We start from the raw sequence: 18,916 nt of genomic DNA, 5'->3' as shown, positions 1-18,916 counted from the left end.
GACGGTGGCGACTGCTGCATAGGCAGTTCGTTAAGTTGTTAACGTTATAATTAATATGTTAACTACCGTCAAGCGTGGCAAAATCCAACGGCACTCAAACAAGAACCAGGTGACAACGTGCAGCCGATTCCCAACATCAACATCGGGCAGGTCTACGACCAGCGTTACAGCGATGCCGAGGTGCATTACGACAAGCTCGGCAACCTGGCGGGTTTTTTCGGGCGCAACATGCCCGTGCATCGGCATGACCGTTTTTTCCAGGTGCATTACGTGAAGAGCGGTGCGGTGCGGGTGTATCTGGATGACCGCCAGTACGTGGAGTCCGGGCCGATGTTTTTCCTCACTCCGCCCACGGTGCCGCACGCTTTTGTTACCGAAGCGGATGCCGACGGACATGTGCTGACCGTGCGCCAGCAACTTGTGTGGGGAGTGATTGACGCCGACCCCAGCCTTGCCTCTGGCGCAGCCTGTGTGGCGCTGACGGCGGGTGACCACGGCCTGGATCAACTGTTTGAAGACTTGAACGATGAGATCAACGCTGAACGGGCAGGGCGCGCCGCTGCGCTGGAGAGCCTCACGCGGCTGATCATGATTCGCTTGCTGCGCCTGTGCGCGCACTCGTTACCCGCGCGCCCGACCCGCCATGAGGACCTGCGCATCTTCCATCGCTTCAACGAATTGATCGAGGCCCACTATCTGGAGCACTGGCCGCTGGTGCGGTATGCCGAGGGGATTGGCGTGACCGAGGCACGCCTGAATGAAGTCTGTCGACGCCTGGCTGATCTACCGTCCAAGCGCCTGATCCTGGAACGCGTGATGCAGGAAGCCAAGCGCCTACTGCTGTTTACCGGCAGCTCCGCGAACGAAATCTGCTACCAGTTGGGTTTCAAGGACCCGGCGTATTTCAGCCGGTTTTTCCTTCGTTATGCGCAGCTGACGCCGGGAGAGTATCGGCTGCGACAGTCGGGTTTGCGCTGACACTTCAGGCGCCTACCCTCGCGAATGCGCTCAATTTATTCATCAAACACCGATCATCCATTTGGCCAAACCATGTCGCCCACTGACGCCCAACTTCGCAGCAGCGCGCTTGAAGTAGGTTTCGATGGAGCTGTTCTTCACGCTGAGTTTTTCCGCCATCTGCGGCACGGTGCCGCCCGTCAGTAGACCGAGGCACACCTCCTGCTCGCGTGCCGAGAGGGTGATGTCGCCGAGGGACAGGCGCTTGTAGAACTCACGCTGCAATTGCGATTGTTCCAGCAACGTGTGGGCCGGTTCGACTTCGGCGTGCGGTGCCTGGCGCAGGCTCTGCGCATGGAACTCGATAAGTGGCAGCAGGGTGTCCGACAGGCACTTGAGAAACGACAACTCGGCCAGGGAGAACCCGCGCTGGTTGGGCGGGCGATAAAACGAAATCACACAGCGCCGTTTGCCCTGGCGCGACACCAGGTTGCACTGGTGCGAGGTGCCGCGTGGGTACGCGCTTTTGGCCTTGGCCTTTAGCTGGATCAGCAGCGGGTCCTGCATGCCGAGCATTTCCCGCAGCAACGGGTGGTCGTCCATGGAGTTCAGCGGCTGGGGCGGCGGCAGGTCCTGCGTCTGGCCAGCGCTGCCGAGCAACGTGATATCGAGCACGCGGTCGCGTAGCTCGTCGAGGGTCCATTCGCTGAGGTCCACCAGGTGGATCGGTACCCATTTGTCCACCAGGTGCAGCATGTGCGCGGCGAAGTCGGCGTGCCCACTGTTGGCAATCAACTCGCCCATTTCGGCATAGAAATTCGGGCTTTGGGTGTTCGCAATAGTGCGGGTCAAGCTCATTGCCATCTCATCCTTGATGTCGAAAACCGTCTGCAAATTCTCTGGCCTCTGCGGGGCGATCCGTGGCTCACACACCAGAGTTGGTACTCGAAATTGTAGTTAGCTAGGGGATTCGTCCTACGCATGTAGCAGAAACGATGGACACAAAGTGCCATAAAAACAACGTCATTAATTCGACGTTTCTGAGAGGCAATTCCGGATGCAAAAAACCAAAGGTTTTTTTGATTTTCGTTAACTTGTTGATAATTAAGTAATAATTACTATTTTTAGGCGGCCATGAAATCCAATAGCGGGCAAACATAGCCAATGTCCTACAACTCTTTAATCGTTTCAGCGGATCGCCGTCAGCCAAGCGCTCAACGAGCTGCTGACAAGGGCCTTATAACTCAAAATATTTTTGATATGCGATTCAGCTATTGGATTGTTCATGAGGTAATGCATTTAATTTGGTGCCTAACTCATTGTTGTTTTGCATAAATCAGCGCCCTGGCGCGTTGCAATGAGTCATTGTTCCGCCTTAGAGATTAGCCATGAGCAACCCCGTTGCCCCCGAGCCGCTGGTCCGCCTGCTTGGCCTGTGCAAGCGCTTTGGCGCCCAATGGGCACTGGATCAGATCAACCTGGATATCTACCCGGGGGAGGGCGTGGCGCTGCTCGGCGCTGCGGGGGCGGGAAAATCTACCCTGGTCAACATCCTCAGCGGCATCCTGGCGCCGGATGCTGGCGAACTGTGGGTGGATGGGCAACGCCAACGCTTTACCTCGCCCTTGTCGGCACGCCGAGTCGGCATTGTGGCCGTGCACCAACAGCCCGACGACGCCATCGCCCCTGGCCTGAGCGTGGCTGAGAACCTGTTGCTCGATGAGTTGGGGCAGCCTGACGTGGATTTTCTGCTCAACCGCAAGAGCCTGTTACAACGCGCCGAAGCCATCGCTGCCGGCCTGGGCCTGGACCTGCCGCTGCAATACCCGGTCGAACGCCTCGGCCAGGCGGATCGCCAACTGCTGGTACTGGCCCGCGCTTTTGCCCTGCAACCCAGGCTCCTGATCCTCGACGAACCCACCGCGGCCTTGCCGGAACCCGACACCGAACGCCTGCTTGGCCTGATCGACAGCCAGCGCGCACAAGGCGTGGCCATCCTCTACATATCCCAGCGCCTGTCCGACCTGCAACGGGTCACCAACCGCGCGATCGTATTGCAGGAAGGGCGGCTGACCAGCGACCTCAACACCCGGCACTTGCCGAGTGCGGCTTACACCTTGTTTGGGGATGTGGCCGAGCATTCTGCGATAACCCCTGACAAAGCGTTGCCGGTGCCGTTTCTGGAACGGTTCACTCGGGCTGGGTTTATTCGCAATCGGGCCGAGGGGCGGGCCGTGCAGGCGCAGGTGAGGGGATTGCCAGTCCACAAGACTAGCTCGCTACTAAACGACGAAGCGGAGTCAAGTTAGGGTTGCATATCTGTTCGGGCGCGCGATATGAGTTGTGCCATTTGTCGGATTGTTTTATGCATGCTTGTAGGAATAATCCTCATCCTACAAAAAATATCTGAGTTGGCGCTTTCTGGTTTTACGCGTTTGTAGCGTCAAGTGTGGCGCTATTTGGTCTGGCGTTTTACATAGTGGGTCGGAGGGAAAGTGGCTTTCTGCGATCATTCGTTTATACGGGCCGAACAAGAATTATCTTTCTTATTGGGCAGTTTCTCGCGTATTCGGTTGTTGCAGTACTGTATTGCACTGTCTTCTATGTGCTCGCGCGTCATTCTTTTGGCGTTTTTAACGGCGCTGAGTACTTAGTTGTGGTTGCGCGGTTTTATATATGTTTTCTTATTTTTTCCATACCTTCGCTATTGCTGACGCTGGTGCCGCTGGGCTTCAAGAATGCGAGTACTGTCTTTTCCATGTTGTCGTTGGCGATGCTGGCGCTTGGGATTATGAGTTCTGGTTCTTCCAGTCCAGCCTTTGTCATTGTCAGTTTTTTTAATCCGATGGGGTGGGCAAACAAGGTTATGTTAGTCGGGGTGGCGGAGTGTTGGTTGGTTGTTCTACTGGTTGTCGTGTTGTTGGTAGTTTCGTTCTTTTTGATGTTTCGCTTTTTACGTATTAACCCCGTATGGAGTCGTTATTGATGAAACGGCTTATCGTAAACGCTCTTGACGTCAGGTATGCCTCTCACATTTTGTTGCAGCATGCGACTCTGACAATTGAGGCGGGTTCAATTTCAGGGTTGTTAGGACCAAATGGCTCCGGAAAAACCACGTTTTCGATGTGATTTGTGGCCTGAAGAAGATAGCGGGCGGTGAGATAAACAACTCTTTTCCAAACTGCTTTATCTGTCGCAAATCATCAACACACCCCCTGTGTTTCGCATGTTCGACATCTTCAAAATGACCATGCTCTTTTGCTCTGAAACACAGGTCACTCAACAACACGCTTTGGAGAGGATCGGAAAATGGAGCCCCGGCATTGCAGAAAGGTATTGCGACATTTGGAACAAAAAATCCTCCCTCTGTAGCTACGGAGAAAAGCGTTGGTTTTTCACTTTGTCATTGCTCTGCGCCAACGCGGACCTGGTGATACTGGACGAACCCACGGCGGGTGTAGACCCTGAGTTTCGTTATCACATTTGGCGATGCCTGGAGGGGGCGGCGGCGGAAGGTGTCGCGGTGTTGGTTTCATCGCACAACGTCGATGAGATCGTCACGCATTGCGATGACTTTTACATGCTTAGCCAGCGGCGATTCAACCGTTTCACTGACGCGCAAAGCTTCATGAGCACGTACGGTGGTAACAGCCTGGATGAGGCATTTATCCATGCCGCCAGCCTGCCAAAGGGATAGACCACGCCCAGTAACAGCAGCAGGATCACCGCGTTCAGTTATCCAGAATGCCGCCCTCAGGCCGATTTCGGGTAGATGATCAGTTCCAGGCAACCCTTGTAGTAGCGTTTGCCCCCAGGCGGCAGTTGCCCCGCTTCGCGCATTTCACTGGTGCTGTTGACCCGCATCAGCACGCCTACCGAGCCGTGCTGGCGCGCGTCCTTGAGCCAGGTTTTTACTTCCTCCAATTCGACTTTGCGATGTACCGACCCCGCGTATTGCAAGCCGTAGCGCAGTTCGCCTTCGGTGTCATACAGCGCCACTTCCGGGCGTTTCAGGCGCCAGGCCAGGGCGCTGGCATTGCTCAGTTCATTGCTCAACAGCGCGTTGGTCTGCTGCAGTTCTTCAAGGTGTTCGAGCACGAACTGGTCGGGCATTTCGTTATCTGCGATCCACGCCGGCATGCTCGCTGGCAGCAGGGTCACCAGCAGGCCGATGCCCAGCACCGGCATTGCCCACAACGTCAGCGGGCGAAACGCTTGCAACAAGTTGGCGAGGATCCACACCAATAACACGATAAAAGCCAGGGACAGGCTGAACATCTCGGCGTGGCTGTTGCTGTACAGCGGCCGAGCGATCTGCAGATAGATCAAGCCGATCATGGCGACCATGCCGATCACGAAGTTGAGCAGGCCATTGAGGCAGATTGTGCGGGCGCGGCCGGTGCGGATCAGGTCGACCAGGGTATGCCCCATCAGCAATGCCAGGGGCAGCAGGCACGGCATGATATAAGTCGGCAGCTTGCCGTTGCTCAGGCTGAAGAAGCCCAGCGGCAGCAGCAACCACAGGGCCAGGAAGGTGATCGCCGGCTGGCGCTTTTCCTGCCAGGTCTTGCGCAGGGTGGCGGGTAGCAGACCTGCCCACGGCAGGCAAGACACCGCGATGATCGGCAGAAAGAACCACCACGGACGCACGTGTTGCGCGTTGTCGGCGCTGAAGCGGCGGATGTGTTCATTCCAGAAAAAGAAGCGCCAGAAGTCGGGTTCCTGAAGGTGGATCGCCAGCGCCCACGGCAGGCACACCAACACCGCAACCGCCATGGCCAGCGGGCCATAGCGCAGCAACTCGCCCAGCCGGCGTTGCCAGAGCATGTAGGGCACGGCAATCAACACCGGCAGGGCCCAGGCCAGGAAGCCTTTGGTCAGGAAACCCAGGCCGCAGGCCAGGCCCAGCACGCCCCAGGCGCATAGGCGAGCACGCGTCGTGGCGCTTTCAAGTGCAAACCACAGGGCGACCAGGCTCAGGTTGACCCACAAGGTGAATTGCGGATCGAGGTTGGAGTAGCCCGCTTGCCCGGCCACCAGCCCGAAACTCAGGTAGAGCAGGGCGCAGGCGAAACTTTTGCGCGGATCATTCCACAGACGGCGGGCAATCAGGTAGGCAAGCAGCACGCTCAGGCCGCTGGTCACGGCTGAGGCGATGCGCACACCGAACAGGTTTTGGCCAAACACTGCCTGGCCCAGGGCGATCAACCAGTAGCCGCCGGCGGGTTTTTCGAAATAGCGGATACCCATGAAGTGCGGCGCCAACCAGTTGCCGCTTTGCAGCATCTCCTGGCTGATCTGGGCGTAACGGGTTTCGTCCGGGGTCCACAAGCCGTGCAGGCCCAGGGGCAACAGGTAAAACGCGACAAACGCCAGCAACACTACCGGCAGGGGTTTTAATCGATTCATGAAAACGTCGCTCCTTGACGTTTAGTGGCGGACGTTTGAAGTAATGAACTAATAACGGGAATAGTCACAGCATTCACTGAATTGCGGGAAATAGTCATGACGTCCTTAATTAAAAGGCGCAACTAAACATGCCAGAACAGGGCTGTCTTTTTGCTGAACAGGCCGAAGGGTGAGTTAATAGAGTTGTTTAAGAGCGGCGGGCCAGTCGGGATTGTTGACGATGCCCAAGGTCTTGAATTTGCCGTGGGGCAATACCTGTACGAACAGCGCACTGCCGTACTGGGGGAACGTGGCGTGGGGAAAGCCGAGGGTGGCTTCGAAGTCGGCAATGCAGCCGCTGTGGGTGACGAAAACCAAGTTGCGTCCCGGGGTTTTGTGGCTGAGCAGCTCTTCACCCATGGCCGCGCCGCAGACGGCTTGCTGGCCGGAGGTCACTTCGTTTTTGCCAAACATGAAGCGCAGCGTCTGAGCCGTGCGGATCGCGGGGCTGGCCAGTACGTCGCTGCCCTCCATGCCCAGTGTTTTAAAGGCGTTGCCCAGGGTTTCCGCCTGCTGGCTACCGTTGATCGTCAAGCCTTCCACGGGGCCCAGGCAAGGGTTGGCCGAGCGGTCGCAGCGCTCTTCGTGGCGCACCAGTACGATCAGGTCACCGTCGCGCCAGAGGGGCAGCACGTGGGAAGTCAGCAGGCGATCACTGACGCCCAGGTCGCGTGGCGAGGCGTGCCAGAGCAGGTTGCCGGCGACCAGCAGGCCGACCACGAATAGCCCCAACCATAGCGGTCGCAGGCGCTTGCTCAAGGCTCGGCGCGAGCGCGGTTTGGTCAGGGTAAGGTCAACCACTTCATTCACCATGGGCATTGTTGGCAGTGTCGTGTTAGTTGATCGCAACGTGTTGGCGGATGCCCGTAGTGGTGCCAGAGGCTGTCACAGGCGGGCTGTCTTTTCGCTGAACATGTTGTGGTTAAAAGTTGTCAGGCGTGGCAACTAACAAGTTGCCGACGAATGACCCATGGCCGGCAATTTAAAGTGCAGTGAGTGGGCAGCCGGTGAAATCAATGTGAAAAATTTGCGTGGTTGGGAGCAGCAGCCGTTATTCTCGATTGCCGCCCATCAAACGAGTGTTGCCATGTTGCAGGTGCAAGGAGTGTTTAAAAGCTATGCCACCCCCCAGGGTTCGTTAGCGGTGTTGGCCGGCGTCGATCTGCTCCTGGCCGAGCGCAGCAGCCTGGCGTTGATGGGCGAATCGGGCAGCGGCAAGAGCACCCTGTTACACCTGGTGGCCGGGCTGGATCGGGTGGATGGCGGCAGTATCCAGGTGGGTGAGCAGCGCCTCGATCAGCTCAGCGAGGCGCAACTGGCGCATTGGCGGCGTACGCAAATCGGCCTGGTATTCCAGCAGTTCAACCTGATCGGCAGCTTGCGGGTCGAGGACAACCTGGCGTTCCAGGCGCGGCTGGCGGGGCGGTTTGACCCCCAGTGGCAGGCGCAACTGGTGGAACGCCTGGGCCTGGGTGATCTGCTCAAGCGCTACCCGGAACAACTCTCCGGTGGTCAGCAGCAACGGGTCGCGGTGGGGCGGGCTTTGGCGTCACGACCGGGCCTGTTGTTGGCCGATGAACCCACCGGCAACCTTGACGAAGCCACCAGCGATGAAGTCCTGCAACTGCTGCTCGATTTGCTGCGCGACAGCCCCACCAGCCTGTTGATGGTCACCCACAGCCCGCGCATTGCCGCACGGCTGGACCGGCAGGTGGTGCTGCACCGCGGCCGTGTCGTACCGGCAGGCGCTGCTTGAGATGGCGGTGTTTTATTGGACATTACGCGCGCTGCTCAGCCACTGGCGGCGGCATCCCGTGCAGTTCTTCAGCGTGCTCACCGGCCTGTGGCTGGCCACCGCGCTGTTGATTGGCGTGCAAGCGCTCAACAGCCAGGCGCGCGACAGCTACGCCCGCGCCAGCCAATTGATCGGGGGTGAGCCGCAGGCCAGCCTCAGTGCGCCGGACGAGGCCGCTTTCCCACAGGCGGTGTTTGCCCAACTGCGTCGTGCCGGTTGGCCGGTGTCGCCGGTGGTGCAGGGGCGCGTGCAGCTCAAGGGGCTGGAGGATGTTCGCTTGCAGTTGATGGGCATCGACCCGGTGTCGTTGCCCGGCAGTGGCGCGGTGGCGGGTCAGCGCTTGAGCCAGGCGCAGATGCTGGCGTTTTTCGAACCGCCGGGGCGCACGTGGATCGCGCCGCAGACCTTGCAGGTCCTGGGGCTGCACGAAGGCCAGCAGCCGACTACCCTGAGCGGCCATACACTGCCGCCGCTGCAAGCCCAACCGGATATGGCGCCCGGCGTGTTGCTCACCGATATTGGTTTTGCCCAACCTGTGCTGGAGCTGCCCGAGCGCCTGTCGCGCCTGCTGGTGGACAAGGCTTTTGCCGCCGGCCACCCCACGCCGCCCGCCGGATTGCAACTCAAGCAGGGCGAGGACAACAACCTCGCGCGCCTCACCGATAGCTTTCACCTGAACCTCGATGCGCTGGGCTTCCTGTCGTTTGTGGTGGGGCTGTTTATTGTGCACGCCGCCATCGGCCTGGCCCTGGAGCAGCGGCGCGGGCTGTTGCGCACCTTGCGTGCCTGCGGGGTCAGCGTGCGGATGTTGATCGTCAGCCTGAGTGTCGAACTGGGCGTGTTGTCATTGTTGGGTGGCGTGCTTGGCGTGGCGAGCGGCTACCTGTTGGCCAGTCTGTTGCTGCCGGATGTGGCGGCCAGCCTGCGTGGCTTGTATGGCGCCGAGGTGGCGGGGCAGTTAAGCCTGAGCCCGTGGTGGTGGGGCGCGGGATTGGGCTTGAGCTTGTTCGGCGCGTTGCTCGCTGGCGCCAGCAGCTTATGGCGGGCGGCGCGCTTGCCCTTGCTGGCGCTGGCCAACGCCCAGGCCTGGCATGAGGCGCATGGACGCTGGTTGCGCCGTCAAGGTTGGGTGGCCAGTGCTGCGCTGCTGATCGCGGTGCTGGCGCTGTGGTTGGGCAATAGCCTGGCCGCCGGCTTTGTGCTGATGGCCGCCTTGTTGCTTGGCGCTGCCCTCGGTTTGCCGGTGGTGCTCAATGGCCTGCTCAAAGCCGTGTTGGGGCGCAGCCGTTCGGTGCTCGGCCAATGGTTTCTGGCGGACTGCCGCCAGCAGTTGCCGGCGTTGAGCCTTGCGCTGATGGCTTTGCTATTGGCCCTGGCCGCGAATATTGGCGCGGGTTCCATGACCTCGGGTTTTCGTCACACATTCAATAACTGGCTGGAGCAGCGTCTCACCGCCGAGCTGTACCTCAACCCGCAAAACCCGGCGCAGGCGCAGCAGCTCAGTCATTGGCTGGCGCAACAACCGTTGGTAAAAACGGTGCTGCCCACCTGGCAGGTCGCGGTGCAATTGCAGGGCTGGCCAGCGGACCTGTTTGGCGTGGTCGACGACCCGACCTATCGCCAGCACTGGCCGTTGCTTGAGGCGACGAATGAACCGTGGGACCAGTTGCAGCAAGGCGACACCTTGATGCTCAGCGAGCAACTCGCGCGCAGGCTCGGTGTGCAGCTCGGTGATAGCGTGAGCATCCCCACGCCACACGGCGTGTGGGCGCCCAAACTGGTGGGGATCTACGCCGATTACGGCAACCCCAAGGGCCACGTGCTGGTCAATGCCCAGCACCTGTTGGCCCACTGGCCGACGCTGTCACCGGCGCGTTTCAACCTGCGGGTTTCACCGTCGGACGTGGCGCCGCTGGTGCGTGAGGTGCAACGCGCCTTTGCCCTGGAAGACAGTCGCATCGTCGACCAACAGCAACTCAAGGGCTGGTCGAGCCAAGTGTTCGAACGTACGTTCGCCGCCACTGCCGCGTTGAACAGCCTGACGTTGGGCGTGGCCGGTGTCGCGCTGTTTATCAGCCTGTTGACCCAGAGCCAGAGCCGCCTTGGCCAACTTGCACCGCTGTGGGCATTGGGTGTCACGCGCCGGCAATTGATGCTGCTCAACTTGGGCCAGACTTGGCTGTTGGCGGTACTCACGCTGGTGCTGGCGTTGCCGCTTGGCCTGCTGTTGGCCTGGTGCCTGGACGCCGTGATCAATGTGCAGGCCTTTGGTTGGCGCCTGCCGTTGCAGGTGTTCCCGTGGCAGCTCGCTCAATTGCTCGGGTTGGCGATGCTCGCGACCTTGCTGGCCTCGGCCTGGCCGTTGTGGCAGTTATACCGCAGCCGTCCTGCGGATTTGTTGAGGACGTTTGCCAATGAAGATTAAGTGCCTGTTGTGGGCGTTTTTATTGTTACTGGGCGCTTGCGACAAAGTCCCAGAACCGCAGGAAAGCTTCGCCGGGTTGGGCAGTGACGCAGCAGATTTCGCCCAAGTGGTGCCCGGCAAGGTCTTCAGCTTTCCCGAGGACCACGGCCCGCACGCAGGCTTTCGCATTGAGTGGTGGTACGTCACCGCTAACCTGAAGGATGAACAAGGCAATGTATTCGGCGTGCAATGGACGTTGTTTCGTAACGCCCTCAAGGCCGGGCCGACGCAAGCGGGCTGGCACGACTCGACCATTTGGCTTGGGCACGCCGCTGTCACTTCCGCCACTCACCACTACGCTGCGGAGCGCTACGCCCGAGGCGGGGTCGGCCAGGCCGGCGTCCAAGCAGTGCCGTTCAACGCCTGGATTGACGACTGGAGTTTCGCCACCCGCCCCGGTGCCGCGAGCGCGTTGGCGGACATGCAGCTCAAGGCCAGCGGCGCGCAATTCGCCTATGACTTGAACCTCACCTCCAGCCGCCCGTTGGTGCTGCAGGGCGACGGCGGCTACAGCCGCAAATCCGAGCAGGGCCAGGCCTCGTACTACTACAGCCAGCCGTTTTTCAACACCAAGGGCAGCGTCAGCATCGACGGCAAGGCCTACCAAGTCACCGGCCCGGCTTGGCTCGACCGCGAGTGGAGCAGCCAACCGCTGACCGCCAACCAGACCGGCTGGGACTGGTTCTCCCTGCACCTGGACCGAGGCGAGCAGTTGATGCTGTTCCGCGTGCGACAAACCGATGGCGCGTCGTATATGACCGGCACTTGGATTGATCACGAGGGGCGTACGCAAACCCTGCACAACGCGGATATCGAGCTGAAACCGCTGGAAACCACCGACATTGACGGCCGCAAGATTCCCACACGCTGGTCGCTGAAAGTTCCTGGAAAACAGCTGGATATCACCCCCCAGGCCGTCAACCCAAACGCCTGGATGAACCTGAGTATTCCGTACTGGGAAGGGCCGGTACAGTTTGACGGTGGGGTGGGGTATCTGGAGATGACGGGGTATTAGGCGAAAAGATCCCTGTAAAAATACTGGACATGCATACAGTTGTTGGCTAGATTCCATCCCAGGTGACCGGATGTCACCTGAGCTTCACTTTTTAACTATGGATGGATAAAAAATGAAATCGAAAAAAGCCTTTATGTTGGGCGCGGCCATGGCGGCCTCCTGCTTCGTTTCGGCCTTTGCCCTGGCCGAGCAATACCCTCACCTCGCTGCGCAAGCCGTTAAACCTGACATCAAGCAAAGCCTGAAAGCCGCTGGCAAAGTCCCGGCCACCAAGGCTTCGGCGGCGCTGAAAAAGCAACTGAACGCAGGCGCCCAACTGAAAAAGCCGGTGTTCGCCGCGAAGGCCAAGGCCGACTCGGTGGTGGAAGACCATAGCGCACCTGCCCCGGTAACCCAGGTCAAGAAAGCCGGCGCTCAGCCAGCCACCGCCGTGCAAGCGGCGCGGGTCCAAGGCTGTGAAACCACGCTGGACGTGAATGAGTTGTACACGGTCAATGGTGTGCAAACCGGTGACCTGCTGTGCTACCACTTCAACCTGCCGCAGACGGCCCGGATCAATGCGCTGCTGGTCGGCCAGACGGCCGGTACCGACATGTCCTTGACCCTGTTCCAGGACGATGGCCAAGGCAATCCGATCCCGCTGGGCACTTCCAATAACCCCGGTACCGGTGACGAAAGCCTCAGCGGCGTATTGCCGGCGGGTGACTACTACTGGTTCATGGAAGCCAATGCGGCTGTCTCGGGTTCGAGCTTCCAGTTCGGTGTGGCGGTCAATGCCAATATCGATGCCTTCGAACCGAATGACACGCCGGACACGGCCTTTCAACTGCCGGACACCCTGAACTACATCAGCGGCAACGCCGACAGCCTCGATGATGTCGACTACTTCGACTTCACCGCCGTGCGTGGCCAGAGCGTGGGCATTGCCCTGTCGGCCGATGCCGGCAGCGGCAGCACCCGTGGCAAATGGATCCTTGAGCGCTTCGATGGCAGCCAGTGGGTCACCGTAGGTGCCAATATCGTCTCGACGTCGATCCCGAGTCCGGGTGTGGGCGGTGTGGTCAAGGTGCGGGTGCGCCCGAACCAGCACCCGAACGAGCCGTGGAGCGCGACGGGTAAATACACCCTGTCCTTTGGTTCCAACCCACGTGTCGACAACCCGGATATGAAAGGCGAGGCCAACGTGTTGCGCATCCCATATTCCGCGTCTGATGTGGGCTACGGCTACATGACCACCCAGGCTTATCGAAACCTGACCTGGAAAATGAACCTGTCCGACAGCACCGGCGCGCCACTGGTGGGGCTGCACCCGATTGTTTATCTCGACCAGCACATCAACCCGGACACCGGCAATATCGTCTACAAGGCGTATTCGGCGGCGACCGACAGCTCCGGCCAAGCCGGTGGCACGATCAACGTGGGCACGTGCGCCGGTGACTTCCAGACTACCTTTGTCGATTACTCCCAGGGCTACAACAACACCTGGCGTACCGACTTCAACTACGGCGTGTGGCGCATGGAGGTGCTGGAATACCCAGGCATTGGCGTCGGCGGTGAAAACACCGAGTTCGTCAGCTTTGGTCACCTGTGCAAGCAAACCTTGCTCAGCAGCACTAAGAGCTAAACGCGTGTAGCCGCAAGCAATGAGGGCATACAGGCCGAGCGCCTGTGTGCCCTTTTTGCGTCAGGGCGCCAACGCCAGCGCCAATGGCACGCGCGCCATGCTCGTGCTTTTCAACGAACCCAGGTACAACCAGTTGCCATACTCCCGGGCCGTGGTGATGGGCGAGTAATTGCCAGCACTGCCATCCTGCAGATTGGCGATGACGTTACCCTCAGTATCCAACCCCAGCACAAAAGCTTTGCGCTCGATGGGTTTGGGCACCACCAGCAGCGCCCTTACCATGACCTTGCGCAGCAGGGGGTAGCCGGCAAAGCTGTCCAACAGTGGATTGCGCGGCGAGTACAGCGCCACCCAGAAACGGTCCCTGCCGTTGAAGCTGAGGTTGTCCGGCAGGCCCGGCAGGTTGTCGATGAACAAATCATGGGTGCCGGCTCGTTTGCCTTTGAGCCAATAACGGCTGATGCGATAGGCGCCGGTCTCATTCACCAGTACATAGCTTTCATTCGGACCCAACGCCACGCCGTTGGCGAATTGCAGCTGCTCCAGTAGCACATCGGTGTTGCCGTTGCTGAAGTCATAGCGCAGCAGCCGACCATCACCGCCATGCTCGATCACCGCTTCACCGTCCTGTCCGTAACCCCAGCGACTCGATGCATCGCTGAAGTAGGCATAACGTCCGCTGGCGTCCACGATAACGTCATCGGTGAAGCCAAACGGCAGGTCATTGGCGCCGGTGCTGAGGGTGGTGAGTTGGCGTTGGGCATCCAGTGCAAGCAGCCCCTTGATCCCATCGGCAATGATCAGGCGACCATCCGGGTGTAGCGCCATGCCCAGGGGGCGCCCGCCGGTATTGGCCAGCACTTCCAGGCTGCGGCTGTCGGGCGAGGTGCGGATGATGCGTCCGTCATGCAGGCCACTGATCAGAAATCCCTGGGCATCCAGCAGCAAGGCCTCGGGCCCGGCGATGTCCTGGGCGCCGATTTTCTGCACACCCTTGAGGCGCTGGTTCTCGGCGTAGGGGCCGTCTTTCATCGAGGGCGCCTTGGGCGGCGTCCAATTCACCGGTTGCACCCTGGTCGGCATCAACAGCAAAAAGGCGATCACTGCCAGAAACAGCACAAACAGCAGATGGCGCAGTTTTCTTGGGCGGGTACTCATGTGGATTCCTGGTTGCTGTGGGGAGTCGGTTCCCAGTGCAGGGTGCCGAACAGGTAGTCCATCAGGGGAAGCACGATATTGAAATTACGCCCCTGCATCAGCTCACGGCGGTGATGCAGGGCGTGCAGCCGGTGCATCTGGCGGATCCACGGCAGGCGCGCCACCGGGTGGTTGGCGGGCAAGTGCTCGCAGGCGTGAAACACTTCGTAAAGTAAATACCCAAGGATCATGCACCCGGCGAACAGCCCGGCGACGTTGGGGCTCAGTTGCTGAAGCAGCCACCAGGCGGGCAAGGTGATTGCCAGGCTGTGCAACACGATCAGCCAGGCCGGGAACAGGATGACGCGCCAGTCCCTGGGGCTGTCGAACGTCATGTGGCCGGGGGTGAAGAAGCTGTGGTGATCACCGGTGTGGCGCGCGTAGAACAAACGAGTCAAGGCATGTTTATGGTGGCCGAGGTGGCGGTGCACCAGGTAGATGCAGAGGTTGAAGAACACCAGCGTCACGGGCACGGTCAGCCATTGCAATGCGGATAGGTGGGCGGTGGATGACCACGCCAGGCCGATGCAGGCAACGCCGTAGCCGAACACGAAACTGGCATGAAGCCAGGGGTTGTAGTGGCGTGCGACGTTGGCGCGGTAGCGGGCGCGAAAGGTCTCGGTGGGGTGGGCCATGGCGGGCAGCTCGGTGTTTTTATTGTTAGAACGTGAGCTTAGTTGGCGGCGGGGAATGTGCGAGTTTTCGAAGGCAAGGCCAATCAAATGTGGGAGCTGGCTTGCCTGCGATGCAGACGCCTCGGTCCTTCAGCCAGACCAAGGTGATCCCATCGCAGGCAAGCCAGCTCCCACACTTATCCGAGTTCGCTCTTGAGTGTTATCGCACCCCGACCGACCAGTGGGGGCTTGCACACGCCTAATTTCCTTGCTAGCTTCTCGCAAAATGTTAACGATAACATTTGCTCTAAAAATAAAAACAAAACAGAGACCCACGCCATGAAAATGCTTCCGAAAACCCTGTGTTTATTGGCTGTAAGCATCACCCTCGGCACCGCTTCCCCTGCGTTTGCCGACACTGCCAAGCCGATCCGCATCGGCGCGTCCTTCCAGGAAATCAACAACCCCTATTTCGTCACCATGAAAAACGCCCTGGAAGAAGCCGGGGGAACCATCGGCGCGAAATTGATCATCACCGACGCCCGCCATGACGTGTCCAAGCAGGTCAGTGACGTCGAAGACATGCTGCAAAAAGGCATCGATATCCTGCTGATCAACCCCACCGATTCGGTGGGCGTGCAGTCGGCCGTCAAATCTGCCCACGCCGCCGGTGTGGTGGTGGTCGCGGTAGACGCCCAGGCGGATGGCCCGCTCGACTCTTTCGTCGGTTCGAAAAACTTCGACGCCGGCTTCCAGGCCTGTGAATACCTGGCCAAGAACATTGGCAACAAAGGCAATATCGCCATTCTAGATGGCATCGCCGTGGTGCCGATCCTGGAGCGTGTGCGCGGTTGCAAAGAGGCCGTTGCGAAGCACCCGGACATCAAGATTGTCAGCATCCAGAACGGCAAGCAGGAGCGTGACCAGGCACTGACCGTCACCGAGAACATGCTGCAGGCCCAGCCCACCCTCAAGGGTATTTTCAGCGTGAATGACAACGGCTCCCTCGGCGCTCTGTCGGCCATCGAAGCCAGCGGCCTGGACGTGAAGCTGGTCAGCGTCGACGGCGCGCCGGAGGCGATCAAGGCGATCCAGAAACCCGGCAGCAAATTCATCGCAACCTCGGCCCAATACCCCCGCGACCAGATCCGCCTCGCCCTGGGCATTGCCCTGGCGAAGAAGTGGGGCTCGCAAGTGCCGGCCACCATTCCAGTCGACATCACCCTGATCGACCAGGCCAAAGCCAAGGATTTCAGCTGGTAAATCGCCCAGGCCCCACGCCAGCCGTGGGGCTTAAGGTTTCCTTCTGAATACGAGGTCGGCGGCATGAGCAGTCTTCTGAAGCTGGAAAACATCTGTAAGCGGTACCCGGGCGTACAAGCCCTCAAGTCCATCAACCTGCAAGTCGAGCGCGGCGAAATCCACGCCCTGCTCGGCGAAAACGGCGCGGGCAAATCGACCTTGATGAAGATCCTCGGCGGCGTCGAGCATCAAGACGAAGGTCAGATCCTGATCGACGGCCAGGCGCAGCAGTTCGCGACCTATCGCGATGCGATTGCCGCCGGTATCGGTATCGTTTTCCAGGAATTCAGCCTGATTCCCTACCTCACGGCGGTGGAAAACATCTTCCTCGGCCATGAGCTGAGCAACCGCTTCGGCCTGTTGCGCAAGCGCGAGATGGTCGAGGCCAGCGAGGCCTTGTTCAAGCGCCTGGGCGTGACCATCGACCTGCAATGCGCGGTCAAGCACCTGAGCGTGGCCGAGCAGCAGTTTGTCGAAATCGCCAAGGCCCTGGCCCTGGATGCGCGCCTGCTGGTGCTTGATGAACCCACCGCAACCCTTACGCCCAGCGAAGCCGAGCTGTTGTTCGAGATCATGCGCGAACTCAAGCGCCAGGGCGTGGCGGTGATTTTTATCTCGCATCACCTGGAAGAGATTTTCCAGGTGTGCGACCGCATCAGCGTGCTGCGTGACGGCGGCAATGTCGGCGTCACCGATGTGGCCGACAGCGACATCGACCGCCTGGTCGAGATGATGGTAGGCCGTCGCCTGGAATGCAGTTTTCCGCCCAAACCGACCACCGCGCGCGGCCCGCTGTTGCTGGAGGTCAAGGACATCCAGTTGGTGCGCAACGGCCCCCACAACAGCTTCCAATTGCACAAGGGCGAAATTCTCGGCTTTGCCGGCTTGGTCGGCTCCGGCCGTACCGAACTGGCCCTGGGCATGATGGGCGCGCTGCCGTCAGTGAGCAAAGAGGTGTGGCTGCGCGGTGAAAAAATCACCCTCGATGACCCGGCCCAAGCGTTGGCCCACGGCATCGGCCTGCTCCCGGAAAGCCGCAAGAGCGAAGGGCTGATCACCGATTTCAGCATTCGCGAAAACATCTCGCTGAACAACCTGCCCAAATACCAGAACGCCTCCGGCCTGATCGACAAAAGCCGCGAATGTGCGAGCGTCGAAGGCCTGATGAAACAGCTGTCGATCAAAGCCCCGAGCAGCGAAAGCCGGGTGTTCAATCTCAGTGGCGGCAACCAGCAGAAAGTCGTGATCGCCCGCTGGATCAACCACCACTGCGACGTGCTGGTGTTCGACGAACCCACCCGTGGCATCGACGTGGGGGCCAAGGCGCAGATCTACGCGCTGATGCGCAGCCTCACCGAACAGGGCTACGCAATCATCATGATTTCCTCCGAATTGCCAGAAGTCATCGGCATGTGCGACCGCGTCGCCGTGTTCCACAAGGGCGCCATCGTCAAGGTACTCGAAGCGTCTGCCGTCAATCCTCAAGAGGTCATGCGCCATGCAACAGGGGGCTCAAGTGAATACGTCCATTAGCAGCGGCGACAGCAGCCGGCTGCGCCTGAACCTGGCGCGGCTGGTACGTTCGCCGGCGTTTTATCCGTTTGTGGGGCTGGTGGTGGTGACCCTGGTGATGATCCTCGCCAGCGACACGTTCCTCACCGCCAGCAACCTGTCGAACATCGCCCGCCAGGTGTCGATCAACGCGATTATCGCGGTGGGCATGACCTGCGTGATTCTCACTGGCGGCATCGATTTGTCGGTGGGGCCGGTGATGGCCTTGTCCGGCACGCTTACCGCCGGGTTGATGGTCGCGGGGCTGCCACCAGGTTTGGCGATTGGCGCGGGCATGTTGATCGGTGTGGCCTTCGGCATCGGCAACGGTCTGTTCGTGGCCTACCTGCACATGCCGCCGATCATCGTCACCCTGGCGACCATGGGCATCGCCCGTGGCCTGGGCCTGATGTACACCGACGGCTACCCGATTTCCGGGTTGCCGGAGTGGTTCGGCTTCTTCGGCCGCCAGAGTCTGTTCGGCATAGAAGTGCCGATCCTGATCATGCTGATTACCTACGCCGCCGCCTATGTGCTGCTGCAACACACGCGCATCGGCCGCTACATCTACGCCATCGGCGGCAATGAAGAAGCGGTGCGTTTGTCCGGCGTGCGCGCCGCGCGCTTCAAGTTGCTGGTGTACGGCATCAGCGGCCTCACGGCGGCGATTGCCGGGCTGGTGCTGACCTCACGCTTGATGAGCGGCCAGCCGAATGCCGGCGTGTCGTTCGAGCTCGATGCGATCGCTGCCGTGGTCCTTGGCGGCGCGTCGATTGCCGGCGGGCGTGGGGTAATCGTCGGCACGTTGCTCGGCGCCATGCTGCTCGGCGTATTGAACAACGGCCTGAACATGCTCGGCGTTTCGCCCTACGTCCAAAGCGTGATCAAGGGCGGGATCATTTTGCTGGCGATTTTTATCAGCCGTCAGCGCCATAAATAAACTACTTAC

General features: G+C 59.9%; 15 protein-coding genes and 1 pseudogene. 11 read left to right on the top strand and 5 right to left on the bottom strand.

From position 1 onward, the window contains the following. Nucleotides 1-117 precede the first annotated feature (117 nt). Nucleotides 118-978: a 4-hydroxyphenylacetate catabolism regulatory protein HpaA gene (gene hpaA, locus JBO08_RS10115; protein WP_065875967.1), complete on the top strand. Its 861-nt coding sequence runs from the start codon at nucleotides 118-120 to the stop codon at nucleotides 976-978. 42 nt (nucleotides 979-1,020) lie between these two features. On the opposite strand, the gene JBO08_RS10110 is transcribed toward hpaA, so the two are convergent. Continuing rightward, the gene (locus tag JBO08_RS10110; RefSeq protein ID WP_220075047.1) at nucleotides 1,021-1,815 is read right to left on the bottom strand and encodes a helix-turn-helix transcriptional regulator; all 795 of its coding nucleotides are present in this window, start codon (nucleotides 1,813-1,815) and stop codon (nucleotides 1,021-1,023) included. Between the two features lie 530 nt (nucleotides 1,816-2,345). Between JBO08_RS10110 and JBO08_RS10105 the strand changes: the two genes are divergently transcribed. The 3 genes and pseudogenes from JBO08_RS10105 to JBO08_RS10095 all read left to right on the top strand — a co-directional run bounded on the left by JBO08_RS10105 (nucleotide 2,346) and on the right by JBO08_RS10095 (nucleotide 4,654). Continuing rightward, nucleotides 2,346-3,266, top strand: a complete 921-nt coding sequence (locus JBO08_RS10105; RefSeq protein WP_065875969.1) for an ATP-binding cassette domain-containing protein — start codon at nucleotides 2,346-2,348, stop codon at nucleotides 3,264-3,266. Nucleotides 3,267-3,562: 296 nt separating this feature from the next. Further along, a complete protein-coding gene (locus JBO08_RS10100) occupies nucleotides 3,563-3,943 on the top strand; it encodes a hypothetical protein (protein ID WP_309304241.1) in 381 nt (126 codons plus the stop codon). Beyond that, a pseudogene (locus JBO08_RS10095) lies at nucleotides 3,943-4,654 on the top strand (ATP-binding cassette domain-containing protein). The gene JBO08_RS10100 and the pseudogene JBO08_RS10095 overlap by 1 nt, the downstream one beginning before the upstream one ends. Nucleotides 4,655-4,710: 56 nt before the next feature. Here JBO08_RS10095 and arnT read toward each other — a convergent pair. Further along, nucleotides 4,711-6,366: a lipid IV(A) 4-amino-4-deoxy-L-arabinosyltransferase gene (gene arnT, locus JBO08_RS10090; RefSeq protein WP_065910909.1), complete on the bottom strand. Its 1,656-nt coding sequence runs from the start codon at nucleotides 6,364-6,366 to the stop codon at nucleotides 4,711-4,713. A 174-nt stretch (nucleotides 6,367-6,540) separates the two neighbouring features. Further along, nucleotides 6,541-7,218 (bottom strand): histidine phosphatase family protein, encoded by a 678-nt coding sequence (locus JBO08_RS10085; protein ID WP_065876019.1) that lies wholly within the window; start codon nucleotides 7,216-7,218, stop codon nucleotides 6,541-6,543. A gap of 274 nt (nucleotides 7,219-7,492) precedes the next feature. Between JBO08_RS10085 and JBO08_RS10080 the strand changes: the two genes are divergently transcribed. From JBO08_RS10080 to JBO08_RS10065, 4 genes are all read left to right on the top strand, one after another. Continuing rightward, nucleotides 7,493-8,161: an ABC transporter ATP-binding protein gene (locus tag JBO08_RS10080; protein ID WP_065880970.1), complete on the top strand. Its 669-nt coding sequence runs from the start codon at nucleotides 7,493-7,495 to the stop codon at nucleotides 8,159-8,161. Nucleotide 8,162: 1 nt separating this feature from the next. Continuing rightward, on the top strand, nucleotides 8,163-10,625 hold the full coding sequence (locus tag JBO08_RS10075) for an FtsX-like permease family protein (RefSeq protein ID WP_065890705.1): 2,463 nt from the start codon (nucleotides 8,163-8,165) through the stop codon (nucleotides 10,623-10,625). Then, nucleotides 10,615-11,679, top strand: coding sequence for a lipocalin-like domain-containing protein (locus JBO08_RS10070; protein ID WP_220075046.1), 1,065 nt, complete (start codon nucleotides 10,615-10,617; stop codon nucleotides 11,677-11,679). Before JBO08_RS10075 ends, JBO08_RS10070 begins: the two co-directional genes overlap by 11 nt. 112 nt (nucleotides 11,680-11,791) lie before the next feature. Continuing rightward, nucleotides 11,792-13,303: a hypothetical protein gene (locus JBO08_RS10065; RefSeq protein WP_065875973.1), complete on the top strand. Its 1,512-nt coding sequence runs from the start codon at nucleotides 11,792-11,794 to the stop codon at nucleotides 13,301-13,303. A gap of 60 nt (nucleotides 13,304-13,363) precedes the next feature. Here the strand turns inward: JBO08_RS10065 and JBO08_RS10060 are convergent, their stop codons facing one another. After that, complete coding sequence (locus JBO08_RS10060) at nucleotides 13,364-14,461, bottom strand: SMP-30/gluconolactonase/LRE family protein (RefSeq protein ID WP_220075045.1); 1,098 nt, start codon at nucleotides 14,459-14,461, stop codon at nucleotides 13,364-13,366. After that, nucleotides 14,458-15,135 (bottom strand): sterol desaturase family protein, encoded by a 678-nt coding sequence (locus JBO08_RS10055; RefSeq protein ID WP_220075044.1) that lies wholly within the window; start codon nucleotides 15,133-15,135, stop codon nucleotides 14,458-14,460. The genes JBO08_RS10060 and JBO08_RS10055 overlap by 4 nt, the downstream gene beginning before the upstream one ends. Nucleotides 15,136-15,453: 318 nt before the next feature. Between JBO08_RS10055 and JBO08_RS10050 the strand changes: the two genes are divergently transcribed. The 3 genes from JBO08_RS10050 to JBO08_RS10040 all read left to right on the top strand — a co-directional run bounded on the left by JBO08_RS10050 (nucleotide 15,454) and on the right by JBO08_RS10040 (nucleotide 18,907). Continuing rightward, the gene (locus JBO08_RS10050; protein ID WP_065890709.1) at nucleotides 15,454-16,377 is read left to right on the top strand and encodes a substrate-binding domain-containing protein; all 924 of its coding nucleotides are present in this window, start codon (nucleotides 15,454-15,456) and stop codon (nucleotides 16,375-16,377) included. Between the two features lie 63 nt (nucleotides 16,378-16,440). Continuing rightward, nucleotides 16,441-17,949 carry a sugar ABC transporter ATP-binding protein gene (locus JBO08_RS10045; protein WP_065875977.1) on the top strand — a complete coding sequence of 503 codons (1,509 nt, stop codon included), beginning with the start codon at nucleotides 16,441-16,443 and terminating at the stop codon, nucleotides 17,947-17,949. Further along, the gene (locus JBO08_RS10040; RefSeq protein ID WP_049713527.1) at nucleotides 17,915-18,907 is read left to right on the top strand and encodes an ABC transporter permease; all 993 of its coding nucleotides are present in this window, start codon (nucleotides 17,915-17,917) and stop codon (nucleotides 18,905-18,907) included. Before JBO08_RS10045 ends, JBO08_RS10040 begins: the two co-directional genes overlap by 35 nt. Nucleotides 18,908-18,916 lie beyond the last annotated feature (9 nt).

This window comes from Pseudomonas sp. LAP_36, assembly GCF_019456785.1.
Taxonomy (GTDB): Bacteria; Pseudomonadota; Gammaproteobacteria; order Pseudomonadales; family Pseudomonadaceae; genus Aquipseudomonas; species Aquipseudomonas tritici.
The sequence above is the reverse complement of the archived record's forward strand: the minus strand, read 5'-3'. Positions and strand labels throughout refer to the sequence as shown.

Excerpts from the sequence above, each read along its gene's own strand:
- JBO08_RS10055 (WP_220075044.1), bottom strand. The coding sequence starts at position 15,135 with ATGGCCCACCCCACCGAGACCTTTCGCGCCCGCTACCGCGCCAACGTC.
- JBO08_RS10110 (WP_220075047.1), bottom strand. The coding sequence starts at position 1,815 with ATGAGCTTGACCCGCACTATTGCGAACACCCAAAGCCCGAATTTCTAT.
- JBO08_RS10070 (WP_220075046.1), top strand. The coding sequence starts at position 10,615 with ATGAAGATTAAGTGCCTGTTGTGGGCGTTTTTATTGTTACTGGGCGCT.
- JBO08_RS10045 (WP_065875977.1), top strand. The coding sequence starts at position 16,441 with ATGAGCAGTCTTCTGAAGCTGGAAAACATCTGTAAGCGGTACCCGGGC.
- JBO08_RS10050 (WP_065890709.1), top strand. The coding sequence starts at position 15,454 with ATGAAAATGCTTCCGAAAACCCTGTGTTTATTGGCTGTAAGCATCACC.
- JBO08_RS10065 (WP_065875973.1), top strand. The coding sequence starts at position 11,792 with ATGAAATCGAAAAAAGCCTTTATGTTGGGCGCGGCCATGGCGGCCTCC.
- JBO08_RS10085 (WP_065876019.1), bottom strand. The coding sequence starts at position 7,218 with ATGGTGAATGAAGTGGTTGACCTTACCCTGACCAAACCGCGCTCGCGC.
- JBO08_RS10040 (WP_049713527.1), top strand. The coding sequence starts at position 17,915 with ATGCAACAGGGGGCTCAAGTGAATACGTCCATTAGCAGCGGCGACAGC.
- JBO08_RS10060 (WP_220075045.1), bottom strand. The coding sequence starts at position 14,461 with ATGAGTACCCGCCCAAGAAAACTGCGCCATCTGCTGTTTGTGCTGTTT.
- JBO08_RS10105 (WP_065875969.1), top strand. The coding sequence starts at position 2,346 with ATGAGCAACCCCGTTGCCCCCGAGCCGCTGGTCCGCCTGCTTGGCCTG.
- JBO08_RS10080 (WP_065880970.1), top strand. The coding sequence starts at position 7,493 with ATGTTGCAGGTGCAAGGAGTGTTTAAAAGCTATGCCACCCCCCAGGGT.
- arnT (WP_065910909.1), bottom strand. The coding sequence starts at position 6,366 with ATGAATCGATTAAAACCCCTGCCGGTAGTGTTGCTGGCGTTTGTCGCG.
- JBO08_RS10075 (WP_065890705.1), top strand. The coding sequence starts at position 8,163 with ATGGCGGTGTTTTATTGGACATTACGCGCGCTGCTCAGCCACTGGCGG.